Source organism: Endozoicomonas sp. 4G (assembly GCF_023822025.1).
Lineage (GTDB): Bacteria > Pseudomonadota > Gammaproteobacteria > Pseudomonadales > Endozoicomonadaceae > Endozoicomonas_A.
In genome coordinates, this window is record NZ_CP082909.1 from 1,374,128 (window position 1) to 1,399,618 (window position 25,491).

A 25,491-nucleotide genomic window follows, 5' to 3' on the forward strand; every position below is an offset into this window, starting at 1 on the left:
ATGGTTTTATATTTGAGGGTTTCCAGAGTCCTGACTTACTGATTTGTCGAGATACACTTGATCATCGACAGCTAATAAGGCAGACAAGGTGAGCAAGTCAGATATGGGTGGCGCTATTTGATATTAATTAACATATTTAATACTTGATCCGTGTCAACAAAGGTCGGTGTTGTGTAAAAAATGAGTGCTTGACTTGATCGAAGTGATAGGCAGAAGAGAGGAAGGCAAGTCGCCTTTTCGTTAGAACACAAAATCAGACTCAATATCGGGGTGATTACCTCAGTGCTGCCAGCAGCTGATTAAGCTATGCTGGAAGCCAATAAAATAATATTGGACTCAACAGAGGGGAAGGCATTTTGAAGGCTACTCAGATTTTGAGAGCTATCGGCATTTTCAGCCTCATGCTGTTTACGGTTCTTTTCAGTGTTGTCACTTACTCCGGAGTGATTACCTGGGAAGAGATTCAGTCAGACCATTTTGATTCCCGAAGAAGTCCTGCCCAGCTGGACGCTTATCTTAGCTATCTGGCGCAGTTGAAGCAGAATGGCGTATCGCCTGAAACCATTGTGCTGGAGGATATCTTTAAGCTATCGAATCAAAAAGCACAGGAGTGCAGTGATGGCCATTGCAAGCTGGACAGTCGGCTGGTGTTGAACAGTTTCCCCTACTGGCTGGAAGATGGCGTGGTGCATGTGTTGATGTTTATCTCCAGCAAGGACTGGCAGGAACAGCCCTTGCACGATGAGTCAAAGCGGTTGTTGCAGAAAAATCTTGGCGAGTTACAAAAAAAGTATTCTCTGGAATGGCAAATCCATGTGAATCCACCCCATAAACGATCAGTGGGTCTGGCTCATGCTCATATCTTTTTGAAAGGTGTGAACTCAGAAACGATTGCTGATCAGATCAAGCGAATTCTGCCATTCAGTAAACCAGGACTGGAACCCTGGTAGCTCAAACCATCAGGTAGAGCATTCACTTCTGCGCTGACGGCAGTTGATAAGGCTATGCTGAACAACAAACGATACTGGACTTAACCGAGAGAGAATGGTTTGGGGGCTATCGGCGTTTGCAGTCTGTTGCTTAAAGTTCTTCTCAGTATGGTCACTTACTCCGGAGTGATTACCTGGGAAGAGATTCAGTCAGGCCATTTTGATACCCGTAGAAGTCCTGTCCAGCTGGTAGCTTACCTTGGCTATCTGTCGCAATTGAAGCTGATCAGGAAATCGCCTGAAACGGCTGTTCTGGAGAATGTTTTCAAGCTATCGGACCAAAGGGCACTGGAGTGCAGTGCTGGTCATTGCGCATTGGAAAGCCGACTGGTGTTGAACCGTTTTCCCTACTGGCTGGAAGACGACGTAGTGCATCTGTTGCTGTTTATGTCCAGCAGGGACTGGCATGAACAGTCTTTGCATGAAGAATCAAACCGACTGTTGCAGAAAAACCTGGGTGAGTTGCTGTCAAGGTATTCTCTGGAATGGAAAATCCATGTGAACCCACCCCACAAACGAACGGTGGCGGGGCTGGCTCACGCTCACATCTTCCTCAGGAGTGTGAACTCAAAAGAGATGGCTGACCAGATCGGGCAGATTTTACAGTCTGGTCAATCAGGGTGGGAGCTCGGGTCGTTCTAATGGCCGCCATGCCCGACAGAAAGCAGGGACATGACCCACATCTGATGCGGGCCGGGAATACTGTAGAGACCAAAGAGGATCATCATCATGCCGGCAATATTGCGGGTCATGCTGGCCTGTATAACAGACGCCAGTTGTCTTGCAAAAATGCCGGTCAGAAACACCGACGGCAGAGTGCCCAGCCCAAAGGCCGCCATTAACAAGGCAGATTGAGTCGGGTTATTCTGGCTGGCGGACCAGACCAATGTGCTGTAAACCAGTCCGCAGGGAAGCCAGCCCCACAGGGCACCCAGGGCAAGGGCTTCAGGCGTGCTGCGAATGGGCAGCAGTTTGCTGGCCAGCGGTTGAATGTGTTTCCAGAGATGCTGCCCCAGCTTTTCCATTTTCATCAGGCCTTTCCACCAACCGGTGATATAAAAACCCATGGCAATCAGCATGCCGCTGGCAATGACACGAAGAGAAGATTGCAGAGCTTCGCTGGCATCGCCCAGAAACCAGCCCACCAACCCCAGCAGCAGACCCGCCAAAGCATAACTGCTGATTCGACCGGCATGATAAGCCAACATTAACCAGCCGGTTGATGCTTTTGAGCGTCCTTTGAGAGACAGGCTAAGGGCTGAGGTGATCCCCCCGCACATACCGATGCAGTGGGTACTGCCCAGCAAGCCAAGGGTGATTGCGGCGAGTAGAGTGGGTGCTTCGGTCATGGCTGTTTCAAGTCGGTTTTTTTGGCTGGGGGACTGGCCTTTGCTGGTTCATCGTCAAACAGGATGCTGTGCGCGGGTCCTTCCAGGTCATCAAACTGGTCACTGTCCACCGCCCACAGGAATATCCCGACAGCGAGGGCAATCAGTATTACGGCTATTGGGATAAGAATGATCAGGCTTTCCATAAAAACACTATACCTTTACCGCATCTGGCAGACTATCCGCATTTTCCCTGCTGCGGTTCTGGCTGGCGCTCTTTTGGCTGGCGCTCTTCTGACTCGAAAATGGTTTTTTGCGGGCAGCAGGCTTTTTATTCCTGTTTAACCGCAGGGCATTGCCCACTACCAGCAGAGAGCTGCATGCCATACCAATGGCAGCCATCCAGGGAGCCACCATGGCCGCCGCCGCCAGGGGCAGGGCAGTCATATTGTAAGCGAATGCCCAGGCCAGGTTCTGGCGAATGATCCTGCGGGTTTTCCTGACCAGCTCAAAGGCTTCTATCAGACGACCAAGGTCGTTGGATAGAAGAACGGCATCGGCGTTGGTCTTGGCCAGATCTGACGCCGTGCCCATAGCCAAAGAGATATCGGCACCGGCCAGAACCGGAACGTCGTTAATGCCATCCCCCACCATCAGGACATGCTCTCCGTCAGCCTGGCACTGGCGAATAAACGCCAGTTTGTCATCCGGGCTGGCCTGGGAGTGCCATTGCTCAATAGCCAGTTGTTGTGAGACGGCGGCTACCACCGGTTCCTGGTCGCCACTGAGCAGTGTCACCCTGAGACCAGAGTCTTTTAACTGACCAATGACACGGGCAGCTTCTGGCCTGAGACTGTCGGTCACTTTGAACCAGCACAGTGGCAAGTGGTTTTCGGACATCAGCAACCATTGCCCTTCCTGCTCCGGGCGTGCCGGGATATTCTCCTGACAACAGAAATCGGGACGGCCAAGTTTGTAATAGTTTGCACCTACTCTCGCGGCGATGCCTTGCCCGGTGTGACTGACAACTTCTTTAGCCTTGAGGTCAGTGACTACTGCAAAAGCTCTGGCAATAGGGTGTTCCGAATGAGCTTCAATGGCTGAGGCAATGGCGAGCAGTGTATCTTCTGAATGATGGCAGCCCGCAACGGGATAAATGCCTTCCAGTGTTAAACGACCCTGGGTCAAGGTGCCGGTTTTATCAAAAACAACGTGGCTGATTTTGCCCAGACCCTCGAGTACATGGCCCTGGGTCACCAGGAATCCCAGTTTATGCAGACAGCCTGTGGCTGCCGTCAGAGCCGTTGGCGTTGCCAGGGAGAGTGCGCAGGGGCAGGTCACCACCAGTACCGACAGGGTGATCCAGAATGCATCTTCTGCCACGACACCGGACCAGTACCAATAAACGAGAGATGCCGTTAATAGCACGCAAGCCACAAAATAACCGGCAACACGATCGGCCAGTCGGGCAATGGCCGGTTTATCCTGCTGGGCATGTTTCAGCAGTTTGAGAATCGCAGACATCCGGGTTTCTTCACCCACATGGGTGATTTCAACCTCAATGGCGTTGTCGACATTAAGGCTGCCCCCCATCACTGACTCACCTTTGCCGCGGGCTATGGGTAGATATTCACCGGTCAGCATGGACTCGTCGATACTGCTGTTGCCCTGCAATATTACGGCGTCAGCCGGAATGGCATCACCGGGCAATACCCGAACCTGGTCGTTGGGTTTCAGGTCGATAAGAGGCACTCGAACGTACTCATCACCTTCTTTTTTCAGGCAGCTGGAGGGCAGCAGATTGCTCAGGGCCCGGGCCGCCCGTGAGGTGGAGTGTCTGGCGCGAAGTTCCAGATATCGACCGGCCAGCAAGAAGAAGGTAAACATGGACACCGAATCAAAATAGACTTCGCCACCGCCGTTAACGGTTGCCCAGAGGCTGGCAACATAAGCCCCGCCAATGGCAATGGAAACCGGCACATCCATGCTCAGATGACGGGTTCGGACATCTCGCAGGGCCGCTTTGAAAAAAGGCGCTGCCGAGTAGAATATAACCGGGGTGGCGATCAGGGCACTGACATAGCGGATCAGGTCCCGATAAGGAGCCGCCATATCATTACTGATGGCTCCGGAGTAAAGCGCGATGGCATACATCATGACCTGCATGGTGCCAATACCGGCAATAGCCAGGCGTCGTATAAATACCCGGTTTTCTTCCTTGAGCATGGCTTCCTGGCGATCAGCCCGCCAGGGGTAGGCTTTATAACCAATCTGATGGATGGCGATCAGAATGTTGCTGAGTGGCACCTGGCCATTATTCCAGCTGATCTGGGCTTCGTGAGTGCTCAGGTTAACACTGACTTTTGCCACGCCGTCGATCCGACCAATATGATTTTCCAACAGCCAGATGCAGGCGGCACAAGTGATGCCTTCAATCAGCAGGCTGGCCTGTCGTTCAGACGCATCATTGCGATTGCGGATCACAAAGTCCTGCTGAATATCATCCCGGTCATAAAGCCTGAGTTCTTCTTCCAGTCGCTGACTGAGCGTATTGGCCTGCTGGCCCGGGTCGGTGCGGTGCTGATAATAGTTGTCCAGACCACCGGCAATGATCGCTTCGGTCACCATCTTGCAGCCGGGGCAGCACATAGGCTGCTCTATATCTTCAACCATTGCCGTATAAGGGGGTGTCCCCTCGATCGGCAGGTGGCAGTGAAAACAGTGGCAGCTTTCAGAATGTTTACTCATCCAGTCAGTCCGAAATGTTTCAGGGTTGAGCACTGCCACGGGGCAGCAGCTCACTGGCAACACCGGCTTTCAGCATCAGGGGCTGATTCAGGCGCCAGCCTGTTTGGTAACCGACTTCGGGGACGTGTTCATCCAGTGTTTCCAGCTGAACGTAGGTTTTTCCCTCAACCGCTTCATCCACCTGGCCTACATAAATCTGGGTGGATTCGTCAGCGGAGATGGAGCGGTTGACCGTGATGACCTTGTCTTGGTCGGCGAATACCGGAGAAAGCAGGCTGAGCTTTAATTGTTTGGGCCAGTCATTAGTGTTGCCTTTCAGGGTGATTCGGACTTCACCGGTGAGGTCGTCGATCAGCAGCTTGGCGCGAATACCAAGGTCTCTGGCGTTGTTGTCACGGGTAAAATCTTCGTTAATCAGTTTGCCGGTCTTGTAGTAGTCATCGACCACCACGCTGTCCTGAATCTGGAACGCAAAGTAGATTCGGTAACTACCCCAGGCGAAGGTGACAGCCAGTACTCCCAGAATTGCCCACACCCAGGGTTCCTGGTACCAGCGGGTGAAGGGTTCATTCTTCGAAAGGCTCATAATCGTTTTACCTGTCTTCAAATTTGTGGAGCAATGAATCGACTTTCGGCAGTGACAGGCGGAATATCCGGCTGATCGGTGCTGATTATAAATTCAATATCCCGGCTGCCGGAATCGATAGAACCCGCAGGAAGTACCAGTCGAACGACGTGTTGTGTCACTTCTCCGGCATTAACCGTAAAGCTCATATCACCTTTGCTACTCAGATTACCCACGTCCTTGATACTGACCGTCATGGTCAGCGGCTGCTGATCCTTGTTGGCTAGTTTGAGGATGTAGGTGTTTTCAATACCGCCATCAGCGGTGGTGCGATAAAGCTGGTTACGGTCCCTGAGAACCTCCAGCTCCAGTGCCGAGCGACTGTTCAGGGTGACGACAAACAGTCCGATCATGGCCAGCAGAGCGGCGGTGTAGCCTATCAGCCTGGGGCGCAGGAAGTGCGTTTTCTTACCCGAAAGCTGGTTGTCTGTGGTGTAGCGGATCAGGCCTTTTTCATAGCCCATCTTATCCATGATGCTGTCGCAGGCATCGACACAGGCCGCACAACCAATGCAACCGATCTGCAGCCCGTTCCTGATATCAATGCCGGTGGGGCAGACCTGTACGCAGACGCTGCAATCAATACAGTCACCCAGTCCCTGGCTTTTGGGGTCAATCCCTTTTTTGCGTGAACCCCGGTTTTCACCGCGTTTATGATCGTAGGCCACCACCAGAGTATCGCGGTCAAACATAACGCTCTGGAAACGTGCATAAGGGCACATGTGCAAGCAGACCATCTCCCTCATATAACCTGCATTGGCATAGGTCGCTAAGGTAAAAAAGCCCATCCAGAACAGCGCCCAGGGGTTGACGGCCAGGGACAGCAGATCCGGAACCAGCTCCCGGATCGGAGTAAAGTAACCAACAAAGGTGACCGCGGTGGCCACAGAGACGCCCAGCCAGATGCTGTGCTTGGCCAGTTTGCGCAGCACTTTTTCTGCCGACATCGGGCCTTTGTCCCTGCGTATTCGTTGGTTGCGGTCACCTTCTGTGATGTTTTCTGCCCACATAAATACCCAGGTGAAGACACTCTGGGGACAGGTATAGCCACACCAGATCCGACCGGCCAGCACCGTTATGGCAAACAGCCCAAAGGCGCAGATAATCAACAGCCAGGACAGCAGAATAAAGTCCTGCGGCCAGAAAGTAGCGGAAAAAATATGAAACTTACGCTCAGGCAGATCGAACAGAACCGCCTGTCGACCCTCCCAGTTTAACCAGGCCGTGCCAAAAAACAGAAGGAACAGCAGTGCTCCCCCGATCCGCCTGAGATTACGAAAATATCCCTGAAAACTGCGTGTGTAGATTTTGTCCGGCTTTTGATACAGGTCAATTAATTCCGGTTCATTGGTTCGGCTTTGATTGCTTTGGCTTTGATTGCTTTGGCTTTGATTGCTTTGGCTTTGATTGTTTTGGCTTTGTTGGTCTGACTCTGGCATATCACTTCACTGCCCTGATGGTCGTTACTGATTAAAAAAACCGCAGCCAGATGGCTGCGGTTTTAATCAGAGGGGTTAATCCTGCTCTTTTTTGTTGTCCTTGTTGTCTTCGTCCAGGCTGTATACGTAGGTAGAGACCAGGTGGACTTTTTCCGTGCCCAGAACGTCTTTCCAGGCGGGCATCACGCCGTTACGACCGTTACGAATGGTGTATTCCACCTGAGCCTGGCCGGAGCCGTACAGCCAGGTATCATCGGTCAGATCTGGTGCTCCCAGCAGCTGATTACCTTTAGCATTGGCGTTATGACAGACCGCACAAGTGGTGTCATAAATCTTCTTGCCTGCCGCCATTGTGGTCGGGTCAACCTGGTCGCTCAGACCGGCGTTAGCGCGGATGAAGGTGGCGACGTCACGAACGCCTTTCTCACCAATCACTGCCCCCCAGGCTGGCATCTGCCCGTTGCGGCCCGCCGTGATGGAGGTCGTGATAGCGTCAGCGGTGCCGCCGTACAGCCAGTCATCGTCGGTCAGGTTCGGGAAGCCAAAGGCACCAGCGGCATCACTGCCGTGACACATGGCGCAGTTGTTCAGGAAGATACGCTCACCCATCTTAACCGCTTTAGGGTTGTTCACCAGCTCTTCGATCGGAGTATTAGCGTACTGGGCAAACAGCGGCTGATAACGACGATCGTGTTTTTGCTGGTGACGTTCCAGTTCGCCGGAAGAAGTCCAGCCCAGGAAGCCCTTCCAGTTACCCATACCCGGATACAGGGCCAGGTAAGCGGCAGTAAAGATAATGGTGGCGACAAACAGCATCAGCCACCATTTAGGCATAGGATTATCCAGCTCTTCGATACCATCGTAGGCGTGCCCGGTGGTTTCAGTTGTCGTCTCTTTGCGCTGCTGCTTCCAGGAAGTCACCAGCACATAGACTACAAATGTCAGGCAGACCAGAGTAAGGAAGATGACCCATCCACTCCAGAAACTACTCATCATTATATGGCCCCTTTGTCCTTGTCTGCGTGCTCATTGTTGGCTACGCCACGCTCTTTTGTGTTACTGGCGTCTCGTGTATTTATATGAGCTGCGTCGTCTGCAAATGGCAGTGATGCCGCTTCATTAAACTGTTGCTTGTTACGGCCACTGTAAGCCCAGAAGCAAACCCCCAAAAAGGCGATCATGGCAAAAACAGTGGACAGTCCTCTCAGGTCATTAATATCCATGAGTATCACCGTTTGTTCTGGATGGTGGTGCCTAGTGACTGCAGATAAGCAACTACGGCATCCATTTCAGTACGACCTTTAACCGCTGCTGCTGCACCCTCGATGTCATCATCGGTGTAAGGTACGCCCAGGGTTCTGAGTGTTTCCATTCTACTGGCGATCGTTTTACCGTCCAGAGCAGTGGTGTTCAGCCATGGGTAAGATGGCATGATGGACTCAGGTACAACATCTCTTGGGTTATTCAGGTGGGCACGGTGCCACTCGTCAGAGTAACGGCCACCAACCCGGGCCAGGTCCGGACCTGTTCGCTTGGAGCCCCACAGGAACGGATAGTCGTAGACCGACTCACCGGCCACTGAATAGTGACCATAACGCTCTACTTCAGCACGCAGAGGACGAACCATTTGTGAGTGACAGCCTACACAGCCTTCGCGAATGTAAATGTCACGACCTTCCAGCTGAAGAGCGGTGTAAGGCTTGAGGCCTGCCACCGGCTCAGTGGTGGTTTTCTGGAAAAACAGGGGCACGATCTCAACCAGGCCGCCAAAGCTGATGGCGGCTACGATCAGTCCCACCATCAAACCAAGATTTTTTTCGACTAAATCATGTCTTTTCATGGTGAACTCCCTCGATCAGGCCGTTTGTGCAGGTGACGCCTGAACTTCACCTTCCTGCTGGTTTTTGCTGCCCTGTTTAACAGTGCGGTATAAGTTGTAAGCCATGATCAGCACACCTGCCAAGAAGAAGGCGCCACCGATAGCTCGGACAACGTAGCCAAAGTGACTGGCGGTGACCGACTCGATAAAGCTGTAGGTCAGTGTGCCGTCGTTGTTTACGGCTCTCCACATCAGACCCTGCATGATACCGTTGACCCACATGGCGACAACGTACAGAACGGTGCCGATGGTAGCCAGCCAGAAGTGAGCGTTGATCAGGCCAACACTGTACATTTTTTCACGACCACAGACTTTTGGGATCAGGTGGTACAGGGAACCGAAGGACACCATGGCAACCCAGCCCAGTGCGCCGGAGTGGACGTGACCAATGGTCCAGTCGGTGTAGTGAGACAAAGCATTAACGGTCTTGATCGCCATCATCGGACCTTCAAAGGTCGACATGCCATAGAAGGACAGGGAGACCACCAAAAAGCGCAGGATTGGATCGGTGCGCAGTTTGTGCCATGCGCCGGACAGGGTCATGATGCCGTTAATCATGCCGCCCCAGGAAGGTGCCAGCAGAATCAGGGACATCACCATGCCCAGGCTCTGGGCCCAGTCGGGCAGGGCGGTGTAGTGCAGATGGTGTGGACCCGCCCAGATATAGATAGCAATCAGTGCCCAGAAGTGCACGATGGACAGACGGTAAGAGTAAACCGGACGCTCAGCCTGCTTGGGTACGAAGTAGTACATCATTCCCAGGAAGCCAGCGGTCAGGAAGAAGCCAACCGCATTATGGCCGTACCACCACTGGATCATGGCGTCCATGGCACCCGCGTAGGCAGAGTAAGACTTGGTCAGGGTCACAGGCAATGCGGCACTGTTGACAATATGCAGAACGGCAACGGTGATGATGAAGGCACCAAAGAACCAGTTAGCCACATAAATGTGTTTAGTCTTACGCTTCATAATGGTGCCAAAGAACACCAGTGCGTAACTGACCCAGACAATGGCAATCAGGATGTCGATCGGCCATTCCAGCTCAGCGTATTCTTTGGAAGAAGTCAGGCCCAGTGGCAGGGTAATAGCGGCCAGTACAATCACCAGCTGCCAGCCCCAGAATGTGAAAGATGCCAGTCTGGACATGGCCAGCGTGGTCTGACAGGTTCTTTGAACGACGTAGTAAGAGGTGGCGAAAAGGACACAACCCCCAAATGCAAAAATAACGGCGTTTGTGTGTAAGGGTCTCAGTCTGCCAAAACTGGTCCAGGGTAGATCAAAATTCAGTTCAGGGAATACCATCTGGGTAGCGATGAACAGTCCCATCCCCATCCCAACGATGGCCCACACCACCGCCATGATGGCAAACTGCCTGACAACCTTATAGTTATAGGTTGACTGTAACGTTGCAGTGCTCATGCTCCGTGTTACCTTCGGGTTCTACTAATAATGGTTACGACGTGGAGATAACCTGAGGCATTGCATCTTCGACCGGAAATCCAGTAACACATTATGACCCTGCACTGATTGTGAAACCCTGTGCACTGCTTTTCAGGCCAAACAAAACCGGTTCGGCTGCCAAAGGCTTTCGAAAAGATAAGGTGATACTGTTCTACTGGATTTCAGGCCAAATAGTCTCAGCTACTGGCTAGCTCCCCCGGGTTTGTCGGTAAGGCCGTACTGACTGCATTTAATTCACTTATTAATAAAGTAGGCGGTCAGCGTCTTGAGTCGGAAACCTTCAGACTCCGAGTGTCTTGACCCTGGGGCTGTACTCCTGGTCTTGCACACTTCTGGTTATTATCCGGTCCTTATCGGTTGGCAATGTTGTCTAATACTGCCAAACCCGCGGCAATCATACAGAAATATCATCAGGCCTGCTAATGCTTTTTGGGTATGAATAATTGATGTGAGGTAAAAATTTTTGTGATGGCCTGCTGTGTATAGGGCGTGTCAGGATTACCGTGGGGTCTGGGCTGTATGCACACTCGCGGGGAGTGCGGGAACCCGTAATGATTGTTATTGGATAGAGCAGTTTGTAAAACCCGGTTGAGCGTTATCTTCGGATTCTTCTGTTAGGATTTCGTCAGGCCGTAGGGGTGTTTCAGCTAAGTGTATCTGTGGGATTTGAGTCATTATGGATGGATCTTGTTCCAGCATGTTTATGGATAATTTGCACAGTCCTTTTATAAGGGCTTGTAGGGGAAAGCCTTGGATATGTGGCAGTCCGAAATCATGGTTTTTGCCATGAGACAGAAAGAAATCACCAGAGATTTTCTCTGAATTTTTCATTATTTCGGAATCAGGCCCTTCATTTTGCGTCATATGCATGAAGTAGTTCTGGTAATTATGGTCATGCTTCGAATTTAAAAAATCAACCGTCATTTCATAAGGCTGCATAGCTGACCAATAGACTATTTCTAATGCAGTTCTATGGATCCATTGTTCAAAGTCGGTATGATTCAGTCCAAGCGCTTGCTGCAAACTTATTGCATTGACAGAATAGTAGCCCCTTAAAAAATGCTCCAGAATATCACTGATGAATTTTTTTACCTCTTCAATAGCTATAGGGTTTTGGTAATGAAATTCATGAGTTAAGCGTTTACCACGGGCATAAACAACAACCATGGCAACCATGTTATCCATAAAAGCATTAAAAAAAGCTAACAGCTTTCCAACTTTTGGAAAGAATTTAGTATTAAGAGCATTCCTATGGGGCAGGCTTTGTAATAGAGTTTCAAATATGTGGCTGTCACCAAGATCTCTCAGGCCAGACCATGATAAATCTGAACGCTCAGTGTCTTCTACCCAATTATAAATTGATCCGGGAAAACTCTCCGGATTGTCTAGACCAATAGCGCTTAGATCCCCTAAAGTCATCCACTTTAGTGGCCCTTCCCATGGATCATATATGTTGGAATGTTGCGACTTAATAAGACTGTCGAATGTCAGCCCATATCTTGCGTACTTTCCTAGATCCATAGCGGCTTTTTTTAATCCTTCTTCGGATTTTAAATGTGGGTTTTTGGGATTTGATGGGTCTAACTGGCAGGCATAATTAACATAATCTCTTGATGCTTCGAAACAATAACCACGCAGCCTTCCTTCAGAAATTTCCAGCTTATCTTCCAATTTATCTTCCAATAATGTTGTATTAATTTTATCCGCAGGAATAGAAAATAAGCCTTTACTTAAAGGTATTTCGCTAGCAAAATCCTGAGCTGAAAATAAGTCGTGCAAGGTGTTGTGCATTTTAAGTTCACGGGTGAACTCATCCCATGATTCATCTTTGCGTTGAAATTTTAGGTACAGTGTTTGGTTGTCAGGAAGGCTGAGCTGGATTGTTCTTCCACCGCAGACTGTTTTGGCTATGGTTTTATCTGACAACATGGATTCGATTTCAAGATTGCCCTGGCTTGTGTTCTCTTCAGGATTCTGTTTTTTTATTTCACTTTCGATTTTGTGGCCTGTTTCAAGATCGGGGGGTAAAAAATCGCTGTTTTTGTAACAGGCGATAATAAGATCAGCGAAAAATGGATTCTGTGATTGCTTATCCAAAGTTGCTGTCGCATATAAGCGTTCTGGTGCAGCACAGGGTGGCAAGGGAGTATTGTTTTTTGCCAACTCAATAACTTCTTCCAGAATTCCGGTTGAGAATAGCTGTTTATCTTCTTTTGCCGCTTCATACAAATGGCAACGCCTATCCAAGTGAGAATCATGAACTGCATTCTCAAGCTTGTATCTCAATCTCTGTAATTTGGCTATTCCATCAAGCAAAATCTCTTTTTTTGTTGTATTAAATTCCTTTTGGAGCGTTGCCAGTTTGTCGCTATTAATTACCCTCCTGCCCATTTTTATGATCAGATAGAGCCAGTCATTGTCACTGAAATGCTGGGTGTTGCCACGCAGGTAATTTTTCATTAATGATATTGTGTGTTTTTTACCAGCCCTGTAATAGCCTTCTGGTTTTTCTAGCGTTGTTGTTTTTCTGTGATAGAGGCTCTTTCCCTCACCCTGAGGAGAGTCATCTGTGTGCAAACGCTTTCTTTTTGAGCTTAAATCTTTCTGGTAGGTTGCATCTGCCATCACGGGCTGCGGCTGTGAAGAGGTTGATGGTAGATGCATTGCAATAATCCTTTATAATTCCAATCCATAATTCAATTAGTTTATGTTTTACCGAAAAAGTTCAAAATTTTGATCTGTTGGTGATGCTTGTTCCAGCATATTTATAGATAATTGGCACAGCCCTTTTATAAGAGCTTGAAAGGGAAAGCCATTGATATGTCCAAGTCCAAGATTGTGGCCACTACCAAAACAGTTATCACGTATAGCATCTACTAGTATTGGCCTTGAAGTTTTCATTATTTCAGGGTCGGGCCTTTTATTCTTCTTTATATGTGTGAAATAGTTCTGGTTATCGTGATCATGGTTTGAAATAAAAAAATCTCCTGTCATTTCATAGATCTGAACAGCTGACCAATAGATTATTTCTAATGAGGTTCTATTTAGCCACAGTTCAAAGGTTGTATTATCCAACCTGAGAGCTTGCTGCAAGGTTATTGAATGGGTTGAGTAATACCCTCGAACAAAATGCTCCAGAATATCTCTAATGAATTTTTTTACATCCTCAACAGCGGCAGGGTTTTGGTAATGAAACTCATGGTTTAATCGCTTTCCACGAGCATAAACAACAACAATGGCAATGATATTATCCATAAGAGCATTAAAAAAAGCTAACAGGTTACTAATTTTTGGAAAGAAGTTAATGCCTAAAGGATTTTTAGGGGGTAGACTGTGGAATGCTGTTTCAAATATTTGGCTGTCACCAAGATCTCTCAATCCGGACCAGGATAAATCTGAGCGTTCAGTGTCTTCTACCCAATCACAAATTGCCCCAGGGAAAAAGTCCCTATTGCCACAATTGTGTGCAGCCAGATGCCCTAAAGTCATCCACTTGGGTAGTCCAAGCCACTCATCTAAAATACTTTTAATTTTCAAGTGCTGAGTTTTAATAAGGCTATCGAATGTCAGGCCATATCTTGCATACCTCCCTATATCAATAGCCGCTTTTTTTAATCCTTCTTCGGATCTTAAGTATGGTTTTTTTGGGTTTGATGGATCTGGTTGGCACGCATAATTGACATAATCACTGGATGCTGCGAAGCAATAACCATATAGACGACCTTCAGAAATTTCGAGCTCATCTTCGAATATTTTATTAATCTTATCTCCAGGAATAGAAAATAAACCTTTGCTTACAGGGATTTCGCTGGCAAAATCCTGTTTTGAAAACAAATCGTGCAAGGCATTGTGCATTTTAAGTTCTCGGGTGAATTGATCCCATGGTTCATCTTTTCGTTGAAATTTAAGGTACAGCACTTGGCCGTCAGGAAGGGTGAGCTGGATTGTTCTCCCGCCACAAACTTTTTTTGTTGTGGCTTTATCTAAAAGCATTGACTCTATTTCCAGATTCTCCTGACTTGTATTCATTTTTGGAATTTGGTTTTTTATTTCATGTTCGATTTTGTGACCCGTTTCAATGTCTGGGGGCGAAAAACGACTGTTTCTGTAACAGGTAATGATCAGTTCAGAGAAAAAAGGATTATGTGGGCCATGGTTCAGGCTGGCTGTAGCGTATAAAAGCTCTGGTGCAGCACAGGATTGCAAAGGGTTATTGTTTTTTGCTGATTCAATTATTTCTTCCAGACTTCCAGCGGGGAATAAATATTCATCTTTTTTTGCTATTTTATACAGTCTATTACGGCTATCGAAACGCGAATATTGAACGATATCTTCAATTTTGTATCTCAATGCTTGTAATCTTGCTATTTTACTGAATAATTCCACCTCATCTGTGGTACTGAATTCTTGTTGGAGTGCTTTCAAGTTTTTTTCACTAATTGCCCTCTTACCCATTTTTATGATCAGATACAGCCAGTCATCGTCACTGAAATGTTGTGTGTTGCCATTCAGGTAATCCTTCATTAAGGATATTTTGTATTGTTTGCCAACAGTGAAATAGCCTTCTGGCTTTTCTAGCGTTGCGATTTTTCTTGTTTTTCTGTGATGGAGGCTCTTTCCCTCATCGTGAAGAGAGTCATCTGTGTGCAAACGCTTTTTTTCCGGGCTCAGATCTTCCTGGCGGGGTGTATCTGTTCTGATGGCTTGTGCTTGTGTGTGGATTGATGACAAATGCATGGGAGATAGTCCTTTATAAATCCAATTCATTATATCGTTAGTCCATATTATTTCGAAAACGTTCAAAATGTTGACAAAAATAATCTAGCCTATTGCTAGAGTCCAGCGGTCAGACGGTATATTGAAAGGACTCTTATACGACAATTAAGGAATCTTATAATGTATAAGCAGTTGTTTTTGTTGTTATTAGTATTTTATCTACAAGATATAAGGGCAGTCGAAGATTTACGGATTTTTTTCGTCATCAAACCTTCTAATTTGAAATTCTTGATGGATGGATGTTATGAACTTAATTCAGAGTTTACTTACTCTGTAATAGATGTTGATGCTGGCGATAAAGGAAATCATAAAAGAACAATAGTATTTTTTAAACATTTGAAAAATCCAATTTCTTGTTTTGTAGTTCCTTCTCGTGAGTTTGGCGTTTTCGCTGAGGGTTCTGATGATTATGAATTTCCTCTGAGTGTCAGTTGTATTGAAAATGATGGGCCACGCTTTAATCAATATGTTATTTTAAAGTCCTTATGGTATCAGCTTTTTTATTCATCGAGTTTCGAGCAGCGAGAAAGTGAAGCAAAATTTGCTGAGTCGCTTTTTAATAAAAACGCTGATTTAGAAGTTGTGTTGTTTTTTAAATGCTTTGGTAACGAAGATGTGAGAAATAATTGTGAAAGTTATTTATTAGAAGGCCTTGAGGAGTTTGGTTGGAACTTTAAATTTGTAGATTCAAAACAAGAAAATTGCAGGTATATTAGAGTTATTATTACTCTTGGCAATGAAAATAATAATAATTTCCAAACTTTTCAGCTAGACGCCAACGTTCGCCTTGATATTGAAAAGTCGGGTATACGAAGGAAGGGAGAGACAGATAAAAGCTCTATGATTTTTTTTCCATCAACAGTATGCCAAAAGAATCCCAGTCAATCATTGACTGTGAGCGACATACAGAATCAGGGAGACTATTGTGCTTTCGCAATGATTGGTCAAAATAATGCCTGTGTATGGACATTTCCCAGAACCTGCCGCCAGCTGGAAACTTTTGTTGAAGAGAGCGCCAGTACCGGTGCTACAGGCACAAATATCTATGAAGTGTGCAGAAAGTTCGCTGAAGCATCGCCAGAAACGTTAAGTCTCTTTAAAGGCTTATACGTTGCTTTGACGGGGATTTTCAATAGATTCAAAGGCGACAACTCAAACGGCCATGACACACTGGTAAATACTGCTGAATATTTGAAAGAGCTAGGCTTTGAGGTTCATAATATGCCAGCAGATGGTTACTGCGGCTGGCACGCCATTCTGCATTGGATCTGTAATAATAGACCTGAGCTTTTATCTGAAATGACTGACAACCCAGGTGATTTAACGGCACAGAGCGTATTTGAATATTTTGCTGACAGGGCTCAAGAACTTATTAAGGAAGATGATCGTGAATTTATACAATCAATGGCGAATGAAATGAATGGGTCTAATCCGGATAGAATGTGGCTTGATGATAATCACCTTCGTTTTCTGGTTGCCCCGTTTATTAATCAAAATATTTTGATATTTGATATGGCGTCTAATACGCCCACTTCAGGATGCCCTTTCCATGTTAGCTTGATAAGGGCAGATGGTGTTGATGTTGCCTTTCAGAATCAAAACGAAGTGGTTGCTGCGATTCATGAAAATCGTCATTGTATGATATTACTTCATGCTAATAACCATTGGTTGTTGATAATGCCCGGTGGTTCATTGACGGCCACTGAATCCACTCGTGGGCGTACAACTTCACAGGCTGTCACCCCACAATCGTCTGAAATTGACTGGAGTAGTCTCCTTGCTCGACTCACTTTTCCTGGGAGTACAACTTCACAGGATGACACCACACAATCGTCCGAACTTGACTGGAGTGGTGTCGTTGTTCCACACACCCTCCGTGAGAATACAACTTCACAGGATGCCACCAGACAATCGTCGGAAGCTGACCGGATTAGTGTCGTTGTTCCACACACCCTCGGTGAGAATACAACTTCACAGGATGCTACCACACAACCGTCCGAAATTGACTGGATTGACTGGAGTGGTGTCGTTGTTCCGCACACTTCTGAGTAGGTAGCTCACTTATGAGTAGAAGTTATGCTACGAGAGCACTTTTTAGACTGATTTTTTTTATGTTTGTCTTTTTCGCGCAGTTTTCTACTGCCGGAGCATTTAGTAAGGCTATTATGGAAAAAAATTTTACAGCGGTAAAAGTGCTACTCGATCGTGGTCATAATCTTCAAAAAGACTCTGAAGCCGTATCAGATGCCCTTCAATCCAGATCATTGGAAATGCTGCTTTATATCCTGAATCATGGCGCTGACCCGAACTCAATTGTCCATACAAATACCTATAATATGGCGGTCAATCATGTTTTAAGCGACGCTATAACGATATATGAAATTGTTGCATTACTCAGTTTTGGTGCAGATCCTTATGCTGACAATGAATGGGAGGTTACTCATGCGTCAGCTGACCAAAGGTGGCTGCATTTAGTCGTGTATTTTTATTATTATTGGGGTGAGTTGTTAGATCGCACTACTTTTAAAGCTCCCAGGGATACTTCCGAACTTACTGCCATTGTTTGGTTATTTCCTGTCCTATTTATTCATTCTTTGGTTGTTTTGATGGACAATCATGTTGATTCAAAAGATGTGCTTTCGATATTACCAGAAGGATTAAAAAGCTTATACCAACATTCTTGCGGACATGACATAGGCGATAAAAGGTTTGTAAGGTGAGATCTGATCTAATCCAGACTTTTCTTAAATCGTTTTGCTGCAACCACTAATCCAACGATAGTAAAAATACTCAGGTAAGCTACATCTGTCGTCATATCGCGTAACTCTGCACCTCTTAAAACAATACCCCTCATCAACCGCATATAGTGGGTTGCAGGCAAGAGTTCGGACAACCATTGAGCCGCTCTTGGCATGCCTTCATAAGGAAACATAAACCCTGACAACAGAATGGAAGGCAGCAGAATGAAAATGGTCATTTGTGAAGCCTGCAATTGCGTTTGTGCACAGGTGGAGATAATCAGTCCCACGGTCAGACTGGCTACAATAAACAGCATCGTAGCCAGCAACATCTCGAAAATACTGCCGACAAAGGGTACATTAAAAATCAGGTGACCCAGTGACATAATAATGCCGGTCTGAATAAAACCTGCAAAAATATAGGGAACGATCTTGCCAATCATCAGCTCTATTGGGTGGACCGGTGTCGCGATCAGCAGTTCCAGGTTCCCCCTTTCCCGTTCGCGTACCAACGCGGCAGCAGTGAACATAATCATCGTCATGGTGAGAATAACGCCCACCAGACCAGGAACCGTATTAACGGCAGATCGTTGCTCCGGGTTGTAATAAAGAGCCACTCTGAAAAGCTCTCTCGAGGACTTCGGCTGAATGCCTGTGACGGCTGAAAAAGGCATTCTCTGGAGCTTGATAATGGCTGCGCTGATCGTGGGGTCTGAACCGTCCACCAGCCACTGTGCGGGTACTCTGCCATCCACTAGCCGCTGGTTGAAGTCAGATGGAATAACCAGGGCAGCACTGATTTTTCCGTCTTGCAGTGCCTCTTCTGCCTCCTGCGGGAGCGCATCATGACGAACAATTCTGATCACCTGGGTCGCCCTCACTGCATCCACAAGCGCCCGGCTGAAGTAAGTTTGGCTGTTATCGACAATACCGACCGGTATCTCTCTGACATCGGTATTGATAGCGAAGCCAAATAGCAGCAATTCAACCAGGGGGATAATGACGATCATGGCAAAGGTGGCGTGATCACGTGACAGCTGCCGAAATTCCTTCATCAGGATAGAGAAGATTCTTTGCAGGCTGTTGGTTATGCCTTTGAGGCCGGAAGGTTTTGCCATTACTGTCGCCGCTGGCCGGTGCATTGAACAAATACATCTTCAAGACTGGGACGTACTCTTTCAATGGTTCTGCCTTTCATTGCTTCCGGCCACTGACTTCGTAACCAGACTTCAGGTTCACTGATCCTGTTGGTGATCAGAACCCGTAGGCGGGTTCCCTGCTGGGCTGCGGATAAAATTTCCGGGCGGGCTGTCAGGGTTTCCCTGACCTGTCGAAGGTGAGTGCCGCCGACTTCGAGAACCGTGGCCTGCATATCGTCCATGAGTTGCTTGGGAGGGCCTTCGGCCTGCTTGATGCCCCCCTCCAGAATGGCCAGGTTATGGCAGCGTTCCGCTTCATCCATGTAGTGAGTGGACACCAGGATAGTGACTCCCTGATCACAGAGGTCAAACAGCGTTTCCCAGAAATCACGGCGATTCTCAGGATCCACCGCCGAAGTTGGTTCGTCCAGTAATAATAATTCCGGTTTGTGCAATGTGGCTGCCGCCAGTGCGAGCCGCTGGCGCTGGCCACCGCTGAGACTGCCTGTCATTTGCCTGCGGCGCTGATCCAGATCGTAGATCGTCAGTTGGCTATCAATGCGTTTATTAACCTCTTTGCCCGGCAGGTTGAAAACTTGTGCCATGAATTTCAGATTTTCTTCTACACACAGATCGTCGTACAAAGAGAACTTCTGAGTCATGTAGCCCAGGCGCCGTCGCAGGGCTTCTGACTGTTCAGGTATGTTCAGCCCCAGTACACGAATGTCACCCTGACTGGGCGTTAGCAAACCGGTTAACATTCTCAGCGTCGTCGACTTGCCACTGCCATTGGGTCCCAGAAAGCCAAAAATAGTGTTTTCTTCAATATTCAGGTCGAGACGATCCACGGCCGTGAAGTCACCAAAACAGCGGGTCAGCCCTCTGGCTGAGATAGCCTCCCGACTCACAGGGGCAGGTCCACTTGTACAGGCACGCCTGAGGGTAAATCGGAAGCCGTTTCCGGAAGCTGTACTTCGGCCATGTAAACCAGTCGGGAGCGTTCTTTTTCATTCAGGGCATAGTGGGGAGTGAAGGCCGGATCCATGGACAGCCAGCGGATTTTGCCAGGAATGGCTTCTTTTACACCATCAACATGTACCGTTACATGGTCGCCTACATGAACAGCCACCTTATGGGGCTCAGGAATGTAAATGCGGGCATAAGGGGCGGCATCGGCCAGCAGCACGGCCAGTGTGCTGCCTGCTGAAACTCTTTCTCCCTGGTGTCTGGGCAAACTGTCCAGCCAGCTGTCTCTGGTGGCATAAATGGATAGATCCTCCAGCTTTCTCTGTTCCAGAAACTGACTGGCTAATGCCTTTTTCATAGCAGCCTCAGCCTGTTCTATGGTTTCAGGACGGTTGCCATTGAGCAGGCTCAGGAGTTTTTCTCTGGCTTTGGCTGTTTCGGCCTCAAGAGCGTCACGGTCTGCCCTTGCCTGATCCAGTTTGGCTGGGCTGATCAGTTTGCGTTCCAGTAGTACTTTGTTTCTCTGGAAAGTTTTATTGGCATCCACCAGTCGGGCTTCTATTTGCCTGACATTGGCCCTTGCTGCCGCGATGTCCTCGATTCTGGCACCGTTGACTATTTCGCTCAGATAAGCTCGTGCCCGTTCTGTTTCGGCCAGTGCCACAGCAACGGCTGCCTGTTGCTTGCGGTCATCCAGTTTCAGGATCAGTTGACCGGTTTTTACCGGATTACCCTCGGTGATAAGAATGTCGGTGATCAGCTCCGATGCGGTGGCGGTCAGAGCAATTCTGTCTCGCTCGAGGGTTCCCAGCGCCTGATGAGTATCGGCAGAGAAACAGCCGGAAAGCAGCAGTGTCAGCGTGGCTGTTCCAATTAACGTCAAATGACGTTTTATCAATCTGTTCATGGAGTGAAGGCGTGTTTTGTGACGACAAACATCCAACAAATGTAGTCACAAAATGAAAAGGTTACCTGATAAAAAACCAGATAACCCGGCTTTGTTGTGTAGAGTCCCGGTTAAGAGCCTGATGTCATCAGGAACTCTACAGAGGGTGCAAAAAATGCACAGCCCGTGACGGCCTGGGAATAGTCCATCAGGTGATCGTAGTGACCCTGGCTGTCGGCCTTGATCATAGACTCCAGCATCTTGTCAAAATGATCCGGTGTACGACAGTAGGAGACAAAGTACAGCCCGCCTTCACTGGCATTGCCGTAGGGCATACTATGGCGCAGTATTTCCATACTTTTGCCTTCGCTGTTCTTGACGTTGGAACGCTTTACGTGAGCCGTAGGCGCTTTTTCTTCGCCAGTAAATTCAATGTCGTCTTCCTTGGTGCGACCGATGACTTTCTCCTGCTCAGGCACTGCCAGCTTGTCCCACTTTTTGAATGAGTGAACCCATTTCTGGGTGTGGATATAGCAGCCACCGGCAAACGAGAGATCTTCGTCGCCTACCAGAGCGACGCTGGCTCTATTGTCGCCTTTGGGATTTTCGGTGCCATCCACAAACCCGGTCAGGTCACGGTTGTCCAGGTAGCGGAAACCGGTTTCGTCTTCCTGAATCTCAACAGCCTGCCCAAAATGATCCATGGCTTTGTGCAACAGGAGAAAATTGATATCCCGGCGATTGGAACGGATATGGAGCAGCAGGTCACCGGGAGTGGCAGGGGCAACCCGGTCGCCTTCTGTCACGGCTTTGAAAGGCGCAAGAAGGGCGGGTTTACCGGCGTTGTATAACTTGTCCCAAGCCTGGCTGCCAATACTGATTGTGGAGGACAATTTGGCATCGGGATACTGCTTGCTGAGATCCTCGGTCAGTTGGGGAATCAGTGCACAGGTTTTTTTTACCCGTTCAAGACTGTCAACCCGTTCAAGACTGTCCGCATTGTCCGCATCCCGCCTGATCGTTAAAACCAGAAAGCAGGCATCGGTATTGGCTTCTGGAGTAATTCCTGATTGTGGTGTGCTCATTGCAGACTCCTAACGTCAGTTTTCGAAACTATGGCAACCTGTCTTTTCGCTGTCAGGTTTCTGTGCATAGCATGAAGGGGTTTATGAAGACGGGTGGGATGAATGGCTTTACAATAAAGTGTTTTATCCAAGATGGACAGTTTCCCATGGATCTTATCTGGAATCGGGCTGAAACCGGGTCTCCATTATTGATACTGGCTCACGGTGCCGGTGCGGCCATGGACAGTGATTTCATGAATCAAATGGCTGACAGACTGATGGCTAAAGGTGTCAGTGTCGTACGTTTTGAATTTCCTTATATGCAGGAGCGAAGGGAGACCGGTAAAAAAAGACCTCCTGACAGGCAGCCAAAATTATTGCAACGTTGGCTGGCAGTGATCGAACAGGTCAGCAACGAGTACAGTGGCCCTTTGTTTATTGGCGGTAAGTCCATGGGCGGGAGAATGGCCAGCCTGCTGGTGTCTGAGGTGTCTGATCTTTCAGTGAACGGCGTTGTCTGTTTAGGGTATCCTTTTCACGCACCGGGCAAACAGGACAAACCCAGAACAGGGCACCTTGCCGATTTCCCATTACCTATGTTGGTGGTTCAGGGCACCCGGGACGCCATGGGTGATTACGCCACCGTTCAGGGCTATGAGCTGTCGGGTAATATTGAGCTTCATTGGCTGGAAGACGGTAATCATGATCTGAAACCCAGAGTTAAATCGGGTTTTACCCATGAGCAGCACCTGATCGAAGCCGCAGAAAAAGTCTCAGCTTTTATTAATTAATCCTTCGATCAGTCTGTACGTATACTGGTGTGAACTAAAGTTCCTTACAATAGTCTGAGTTTTGTCAGGCAATTGTGAGGGCTGGCGTTGATGTCGACTGCAGCATTGTATCGGCGGGTCTGGATGTTTGCCTGGCCTGCCATTCTTTCCAACATTTCGGTTCCCCTGCTGGGGCTGGTTGATTCCGGGGTCCTGGGACATCTCTCCAGTGATATTTACCTGGCCGGTGTCGCCATTGGCAGTACCTTGTTTACACTGGTGTTCTGGGCTTTTGGTTTCCTTCGAATGGGAACCACCGGTCTGGTGGCCCAGGCACTGGGAAAAGATGACCATCAGGAAACCCGGCAATGGCTGGCCCAGTCGATTCTGCTGGCGGTCGTCATTGGCTTGTTCCTGATTCTTTTACACCGTCCTCTTCTGGATATTGCCCTGCCTTTATTTAATGCGGCCCCCGAAGTGGCTGAACAGGCCCGAATCTATTTTACTACCCGCATATTTTCAGCCCCTGCGGTGTTGATTAACTACGGGATCGTTGGCTGGCTGATCGGAATGCATCGCCCCAAGGGACCTTTGTTTATTCTGGTGCTGGCCAATGGGGTCAATATTATTCTGGATCTGTTCTTTGTTCTGGGTTTAGGGATGGCTACCCAGGGCGCAGCATTGGCGACAGTGATCGCTGACTACACCAGTCTTTTACTGGGGATCTGGATAGTGAGGCAAACCTTGAGAGGGAAGTCTGGCACCTTTGTTCGCGCAATGATTCTGAATCTGGGTTCTATGCGTCGTCTATTGTTGTTGAATCGACATCTGTTTGTGCGCACGCTCTGCTTGCTTGGAACCCAGGCTTTCTTTACAGCACAGGGTGCCCAGAGTGGCAGCCATATCCTGGCAGCCAATGCCCTGTTACTGAATATGTTGCTGCTGATTTCTAATGGGCTGGATGGCTTTGCCCATGCTGCCGAGGCCCTGACCGGTGAAGCCCTGGGGCAGCGAAAAGAAGATCGTTTTAAACAGATTGTCAGAGTAACGGGCTATTGCTCGCTTATTTGTGCGGTTCTGTTTTTCTTCGCCTTCTCGCTGATGGGGCAGAATATTATTGGTCTACTGACGGATATTCCTGCTGTCGCCGAAACGGCAAACAGTTATCTGCCCTGGCTGGCCGCTATGCCTTTATTTGCCGTCTGGTGCTATTGGCTGGATGGTGTGTTTATTGGTGCTGTACGTACGGATATGATGCAAAACACCATGTTGATAGCGACATTTATGGTGTTCCTGCCGGTCTGGTATATCACTCGTGATATGGGCAATCACGGCTTGTGGCTGGCTTACAGTGCCTTTATGCTGGCCCGCAGTGCGGGACTGGCTATGGTTTATCGATCCTTGTGTCAGTCCGGATCCTGGGTTAGCGAGAACGGGAGTGAATGTGTCGGAGAGTATAGAAATCAATCATGAGCTGGATACTTCAGGTCTGCTTTGTCCGGAGCCGGTCATGATGTTGCATAACAAAGTGAGAGACATGAAGCCCGGAGAAATGGTCAGGGTGATAGCAACGGATCCTTCTACCCAGCGTGATATCCCTAAGTTCTGTAATTTTCTGGATCATGAGCTGTTGTCTCATGAGCAGGTGGAGAAACAGTATATCTACCTGATTCGTAAGGCAGGATCTTAAGCAATCGGGGCTGTGCGCTGCGCTTTACTTTGCCGGTGAGCGCGGCGTTTTTATGTGCTGTGCAACTTCGGTGAAGTCAAAATTTTATTTACAACCTCTAAAATCATAGGAGTTTCAGAATATGCTTGGTAAAAATTCAATACGTCTTCAGGGGCATGAAAACAAATCTCATTATGTCCCATTTTACCTATGCAAACATTGTCGCCAATGTGAATAAATACATGAACCAGCTTGTTGTTTTTTGAAGTTGAAATTGACATCGGAGTGAATTGATTCTTTATATCTGATTCATTTAAGGGGGCACGATCAAGACGGACCCTATCATTAAATGAATGTGAATTGAATTCCATAAAGTTAACAAATTGAAGGCAAGTTGTTGGTATTTTTTTGTCTTTGCGAAACTCATCCATAGTGTTATTTTCAGATACAGGAACAAACTCTGGGGGGCAGTCATCGAATATATTCTGTAATCCTTCGTTAATACATCTTAAAAGTCGCTCTTGCCATAAACGTGGAGGTTTAAATTCGTGTTCACCGTCTTGTGTTTTAATGCTAAACGAGATGGATTTTTTTGGACAGTCGTCACTCATGTCAATCAATTTTGCTGCCAGCTCATTGTCTCTTTCATTACCATTGATACAATTAAAAACGGTACCGTCTATTTCAAAAGGAAAATACTTTAATACCGACCTATTCTGCAGGTCGACCTGATTAGGTGGGTTTCTAATCACGTGTCTTTTTTTGGATTTATCAATTTTTATAGATACCGGTGGTTTTACACTTTCCACGGACTTGTTAAAACACGTTGCTTCAGCTTTATGTGAGTCGCAAGTGTCCTGTTTTGTGGCTACATCTGTTGTTGAGAGCAATCCTGTATTTGAAATATTGTTGATCGGTGTCGCCATGGTGAAATACTCTTTTTTATTTAACTGCTATTCAGAGTCAATGCTATGCCTAAAGTTCATAACATAATAGTTAGCAAAGGTAACAGTC

The 25,491-nt window shown here is 47.8% G+C and carries 23 protein-coding genes; 7 read left to right on the forward strand and 16 right to left on the reverse strand.

Annotated elements, in window-relative coordinates:
• The first annotated feature begins 356 nt into the window (after positions 1 to 356).
• Positions 357 to 950, forward strand: coding sequence for a DUF3605 domain-containing protein (locus K7B67_RS05045; RefSeq protein ID WP_252179277.1), 594 nt, complete (start codon positions 357 to 359; stop codon positions 948 to 950).
• Between the two features lie 99 nt (positions 951 to 1,049).
• Positions 1,050 to 1,631: a DUF3605 domain-containing protein gene (locus K7B67_RS05050; RefSeq protein WP_252179278.1), complete on the forward strand. Its 582-nt coding sequence runs from the start codon at positions 1,050 to 1,052 to the stop codon at positions 1,629 to 1,631.
• Here the strand turns inward: K7B67_RS05050 and K7B67_RS05055 are convergent.
• From K7B67_RS05055 to K7B67_RS05105, 11 genes are all read right to left on the reverse strand, one after another.
• Positions 1,628 to 2,338 carry a sulfite exporter TauE/SafE family protein gene (locus K7B67_RS05055; protein WP_252179279.1) on the reverse strand — a complete coding sequence of 237 codons (711 nt, stop codon included), beginning with the start codon at positions 2,336 to 2,338 and terminating at the stop codon, positions 1,628 to 1,630. The two genes, K7B67_RS05050 and K7B67_RS05055, sit on opposite strands and share 4 nt — an antisense overlap.
• A complete protein-coding gene (gene ccoS / locus K7B67_RS05060) occupies positions 2,335 to 2,523 on the reverse strand; it encodes a cbb3-type cytochrome oxidase assembly protein CcoS (protein WP_252179280.1) in 189 nt (62 codons plus the stop codon). Before ccoS ends, K7B67_RS05055 begins: the two co-directional genes overlap by 4 nt.
• Positions 2,524 to 2,530: 7 nt before the next feature.
• A complete protein-coding gene (locus tag K7B67_RS05065) occupies positions 2,531 to 5,065 on the reverse strand; it encodes a heavy metal translocating P-type ATPase (protein ID WP_252179281.1) in 2,535 nt (844 codons plus the stop codon).
• A gap of 19 nt (positions 5,066 to 5,084) precedes the next feature.
• A complete protein-coding gene (locus K7B67_RS05070) occupies positions 5,085 to 5,651 on the reverse strand; it encodes a FixH family protein (protein WP_252179282.1) in 567 nt (188 codons plus the stop codon).
• Positions 5,652 to 5,668: 17 nt separating this feature from the next.
• Entirely contained in the window at positions 5,669 to 7,129 is a 1,461-nt protein-coding gene (gene ccoG / locus K7B67_RS05075) for a cytochrome c oxidase accessory protein CcoG (RefSeq protein WP_252179283.1), read from the reverse strand.
• 75 nt (positions 7,130 to 7,204) lie between these two features.
• A complete protein-coding gene (ccoP, locus tag K7B67_RS05080) occupies positions 7,205 to 8,125 on the reverse strand; it encodes a cytochrome-c oxidase, cbb3-type subunit III (RefSeq protein WP_346658255.1) in 921 nt (306 codons plus the stop codon).
• The gene (locus tag K7B67_RS05085; protein WP_252179284.1) at positions 8,125 to 8,352 is read right to left on the reverse strand and encodes a cbb3-type cytochrome c oxidase subunit 3; all 228 of its coding nucleotides are present in this window, start codon (positions 8,350 to 8,352) and stop codon (positions 8,125 to 8,127) included. Before K7B67_RS05085 ends, ccoP begins: the two co-directional genes overlap by 1 nt.
• A 5-nt stretch (positions 8,353 to 8,357) precedes the next feature.
• Entirely contained in the window at positions 8,358 to 8,969 is a 612-nt protein-coding gene (gene ccoO / locus K7B67_RS05090; RefSeq protein WP_252179285.1) for a cytochrome-c oxidase, cbb3-type subunit II, read from the reverse strand.
• 15 nt (positions 8,970 to 8,984) lie between these two features.
• Entirely contained in the window at positions 8,985 to 10,427 is a 1,443-nt protein-coding gene (gene ccoN / locus K7B67_RS05095) for a cytochrome-c oxidase, cbb3-type subunit I (RefSeq protein ID WP_252179286.1), read from the reverse strand.
• 600 nt (positions 10,428 to 11,027) lie between these two features.
• The gene (locus K7B67_RS05100; RefSeq protein WP_252179287.1) at positions 11,028 to 13,133 is read right to left on the reverse strand and encodes a hypothetical protein; all 2,106 of its coding nucleotides are present in this window, start codon (positions 13,131 to 13,133) and stop codon (positions 11,028 to 11,030) included.
• A gap of 48 nt (positions 13,134 to 13,181) precedes the next feature.
• Positions 13,182 to 15,206 (reverse strand): hypothetical protein, encoded by a 2,025-nt coding sequence (locus tag K7B67_RS05105; RefSeq protein WP_252179288.1) that lies wholly within the window; start codon positions 15,204 to 15,206, stop codon positions 13,182 to 13,184.
• A gap of 159 nt (positions 15,207 to 15,365) precedes the next feature.
• Between K7B67_RS05105 and K7B67_RS05110 the strand changes: the two genes are divergently transcribed.
• Positions 15,366 to 17,297, forward strand: a complete 1,932-nt coding sequence (locus K7B67_RS05110; RefSeq protein ID WP_252179289.1) for an OTU domain-containing protein — start codon at positions 15,366 to 15,368, stop codon at positions 17,295 to 17,297.
• 11 nt (positions 17,298 to 17,308) lie between these two features.
• Positions 17,309 to 17,965, forward strand: a complete 657-nt coding sequence (locus tag K7B67_RS05115) for a hypothetical protein (protein ID WP_252179290.1) — start codon at positions 17,309 to 17,311, stop codon at positions 17,963 to 17,965.
• Between the two features lie 8 nt (positions 17,966 to 17,973).
• On the opposite strand, the gene K7B67_RS05120 is transcribed toward K7B67_RS05115, so the two are convergent.
• From K7B67_RS05120 to K7B67_RS05135, 4 genes are all read right to left on the reverse strand, one after another.
• Positions 17,974 to 19,101 carry an ABC transporter permease gene (locus K7B67_RS05120; protein WP_252179291.1) on the reverse strand — a complete coding sequence of 376 codons (1,128 nt, stop codon included), beginning with the start codon at positions 19,099 to 19,101 and terminating at the stop codon, positions 17,974 to 17,976.
• The gene (locus K7B67_RS05125) at positions 19,101 to 20,030 is read right to left on the reverse strand and encodes an ABC transporter ATP-binding protein (RefSeq protein ID WP_252179292.1); all 930 of its coding nucleotides are present in this window, start codon (positions 20,028 to 20,030) and stop codon (positions 19,101 to 19,103) included. Before K7B67_RS05125 ends, K7B67_RS05120 begins: the two co-directional genes overlap by 1 nt.
• Positions 20,027 to 20,995: an HlyD family efflux transporter periplasmic adaptor subunit gene (locus K7B67_RS05130; RefSeq protein WP_252179293.1), complete on the reverse strand. Its 969-nt coding sequence runs from the start codon at positions 20,993 to 20,995 to the stop codon at positions 20,027 to 20,029. Before K7B67_RS05130 ends, K7B67_RS05125 begins: the two co-directional genes overlap by 4 nt.
• A 110-nt stretch (positions 20,996 to 21,105) precedes the next feature.
• Positions 21,106 to 22,059, reverse strand: coding sequence for a Dyp-type peroxidase (locus K7B67_RS05135; RefSeq protein WP_252179294.1), 954 nt, complete (start codon positions 22,057 to 22,059; stop codon positions 21,106 to 21,108).
• A 146-nt stretch (positions 22,060 to 22,205) separates the two neighbouring features.
• Here K7B67_RS05135 and K7B67_RS05140 point away from each other — a divergent pair, with 146 nt between their 5' ends.
• The 3 genes from K7B67_RS05140 to tusA all read left to right on the forward strand — a co-directional run bounded on the left by K7B67_RS05140 (position 22,206) and on the right by tusA (position 24,498).
• Complete coding sequence (locus K7B67_RS05140; RefSeq protein WP_252179295.1) at positions 22,206 to 22,829, forward strand: alpha/beta family hydrolase; 624 nt, start codon at positions 22,206 to 22,208, stop codon at positions 22,827 to 22,829.
• A 90-nt stretch (positions 22,830 to 22,919) separates the two neighbouring features.
• Entirely contained in the window at positions 22,920 to 24,281 is a 1,362-nt protein-coding gene (locus K7B67_RS05145) for an MATE family efflux transporter (RefSeq protein WP_252179296.1), read from the forward strand.
• The gene (gene tusA, locus K7B67_RS05150) at positions 24,253 to 24,498 is read left to right on the forward strand and encodes a sulfurtransferase TusA (protein ID WP_252179297.1); all 246 of its coding nucleotides are present in this window, start codon (positions 24,253 to 24,255) and stop codon (positions 24,496 to 24,498) included. Before K7B67_RS05145 ends, tusA begins: the two co-directional genes overlap by 29 nt.
• Before the next feature lie 50 nt (positions 24,499 to 24,548).
• Here the strand turns inward: tusA and K7B67_RS05155 are convergent, their stop codons facing one another.
• Positions 24,549 to 25,403, reverse strand: a complete 855-nt coding sequence (locus K7B67_RS05155; RefSeq protein ID WP_252179298.1) for a hypothetical protein — start codon at positions 25,401 to 25,403, stop codon at positions 24,549 to 24,551.
• Between the last annotated feature and the right edge of the window lie 88 nt (positions 25,404 to 25,491).

Coding starts and splice junctions, on each gene's coding strand:
- K7B67_RS05055 (WP_252179279.1), bottom strand. CDS start 2,338: ATGACCGAAGCACCCACTCTACTCGCCGCAATCACCCTTGGCTTGCTG.
- ccoS (WP_252179280.1), bottom strand. CDS start 2,523: ATGGAAAGCCTGATCATTCTTATCCCAATAGCCGTAATACTGATTGCC.
- K7B67_RS05065 (WP_252179281.1), bottom strand. CDS start 5,065: ATGAGTAAACATTCTGAAAGCTGCCACTGTTTTCACTGCCACCTGCCG.
- K7B67_RS05070 (WP_252179282.1), bottom strand. CDS start 5,651: ATGAGCCTTTCGAAGAATGAACCCTTCACCCGCTGGTACCAGGAACCC.
- ccoG (WP_252179283.1), bottom strand. CDS start 7,129: ATGCCAGAGTCAGACCAACAAAGCCAAAACAATCAAAGCCAAAGCAAT.
- ccoP (WP_346658255.1), bottom strand. CDS start 8,125: ATGATGAGTAGTTTCTGGAGTGGATGGGTCATCTTCCTTACTCTGGTC.
- K7B67_RS05085 (WP_252179284.1), bottom strand. CDS start 8,352: ATGGATATTAATGACCTGAGAGGACTGTCCACTGTTTTTGCCATGATC.
- ccoO (WP_252179285.1), bottom strand. CDS start 8,969: ATGAAAAGACATGATTTAGTCGAAAAAAATCTTGGTTTGATGGTGGGA.
- ccoN (WP_252179286.1), bottom strand. CDS start 10,427: ATGAGCACTGCAACGTTACAGTCAACCTATAACTATAAGGTTGTCAGG.
- K7B67_RS05100 (WP_252179287.1), bottom strand. CDS start 13,133: ATGCATCTACCATCAACCTCTTCACAGCCGCAGCCCGTGATGGCAGAT.
- K7B67_RS05105 (WP_252179288.1), bottom strand. CDS start 15,206: ATGCATTTGTCATCAATCCACACACAAGCACAAGCCATCAGAACAGAT.
- K7B67_RS05110 (WP_252179289.1), top strand. CDS start 15,366: ATGTATAAGCAGTTGTTTTTGTTGTTATTAGTATTTTATCTACAAGAT.
- K7B67_RS05115 (WP_252179290.1), top strand. CDS start 17,309: ATGAGTAGAAGTTATGCTACGAGAGCACTTTTTAGACTGATTTTTTTT.
- K7B67_RS05120 (WP_252179291.1), bottom strand. CDS start 19,101: ATGGCAAAACCTTCCGGCCTCAAAGGCATAACCAACAGCCTGCAAAGA.
- K7B67_RS05130 (WP_252179293.1), bottom strand. CDS start 20,995: ATGAACAGATTGATAAAACGTCATTTGACGTTAATTGGAACAGCCACG.
- K7B67_RS05135 (WP_252179294.1), bottom strand. CDS start 22,059: ATGAGCACACCACAATCAGGAATTACTCCAGAAGCCAATACCGATGCC.
- K7B67_RS05140 (WP_252179295.1), top strand. CDS start 22,206: ATGGATCTTATCTGGAATCGGGCTGAAACCGGGTCTCCATTATTGATA.
- K7B67_RS05145 (WP_252179296.1), top strand. CDS start 22,920: ATGTCGACTGCAGCATTGTATCGGCGGGTCTGGATGTTTGCCTGGCCT.
- K7B67_RS05155 (WP_252179298.1), bottom strand. CDS start 25,403: ATGGCGACACCGATCAACAATATTTCAAATACAGGATTGCTCTCAACA.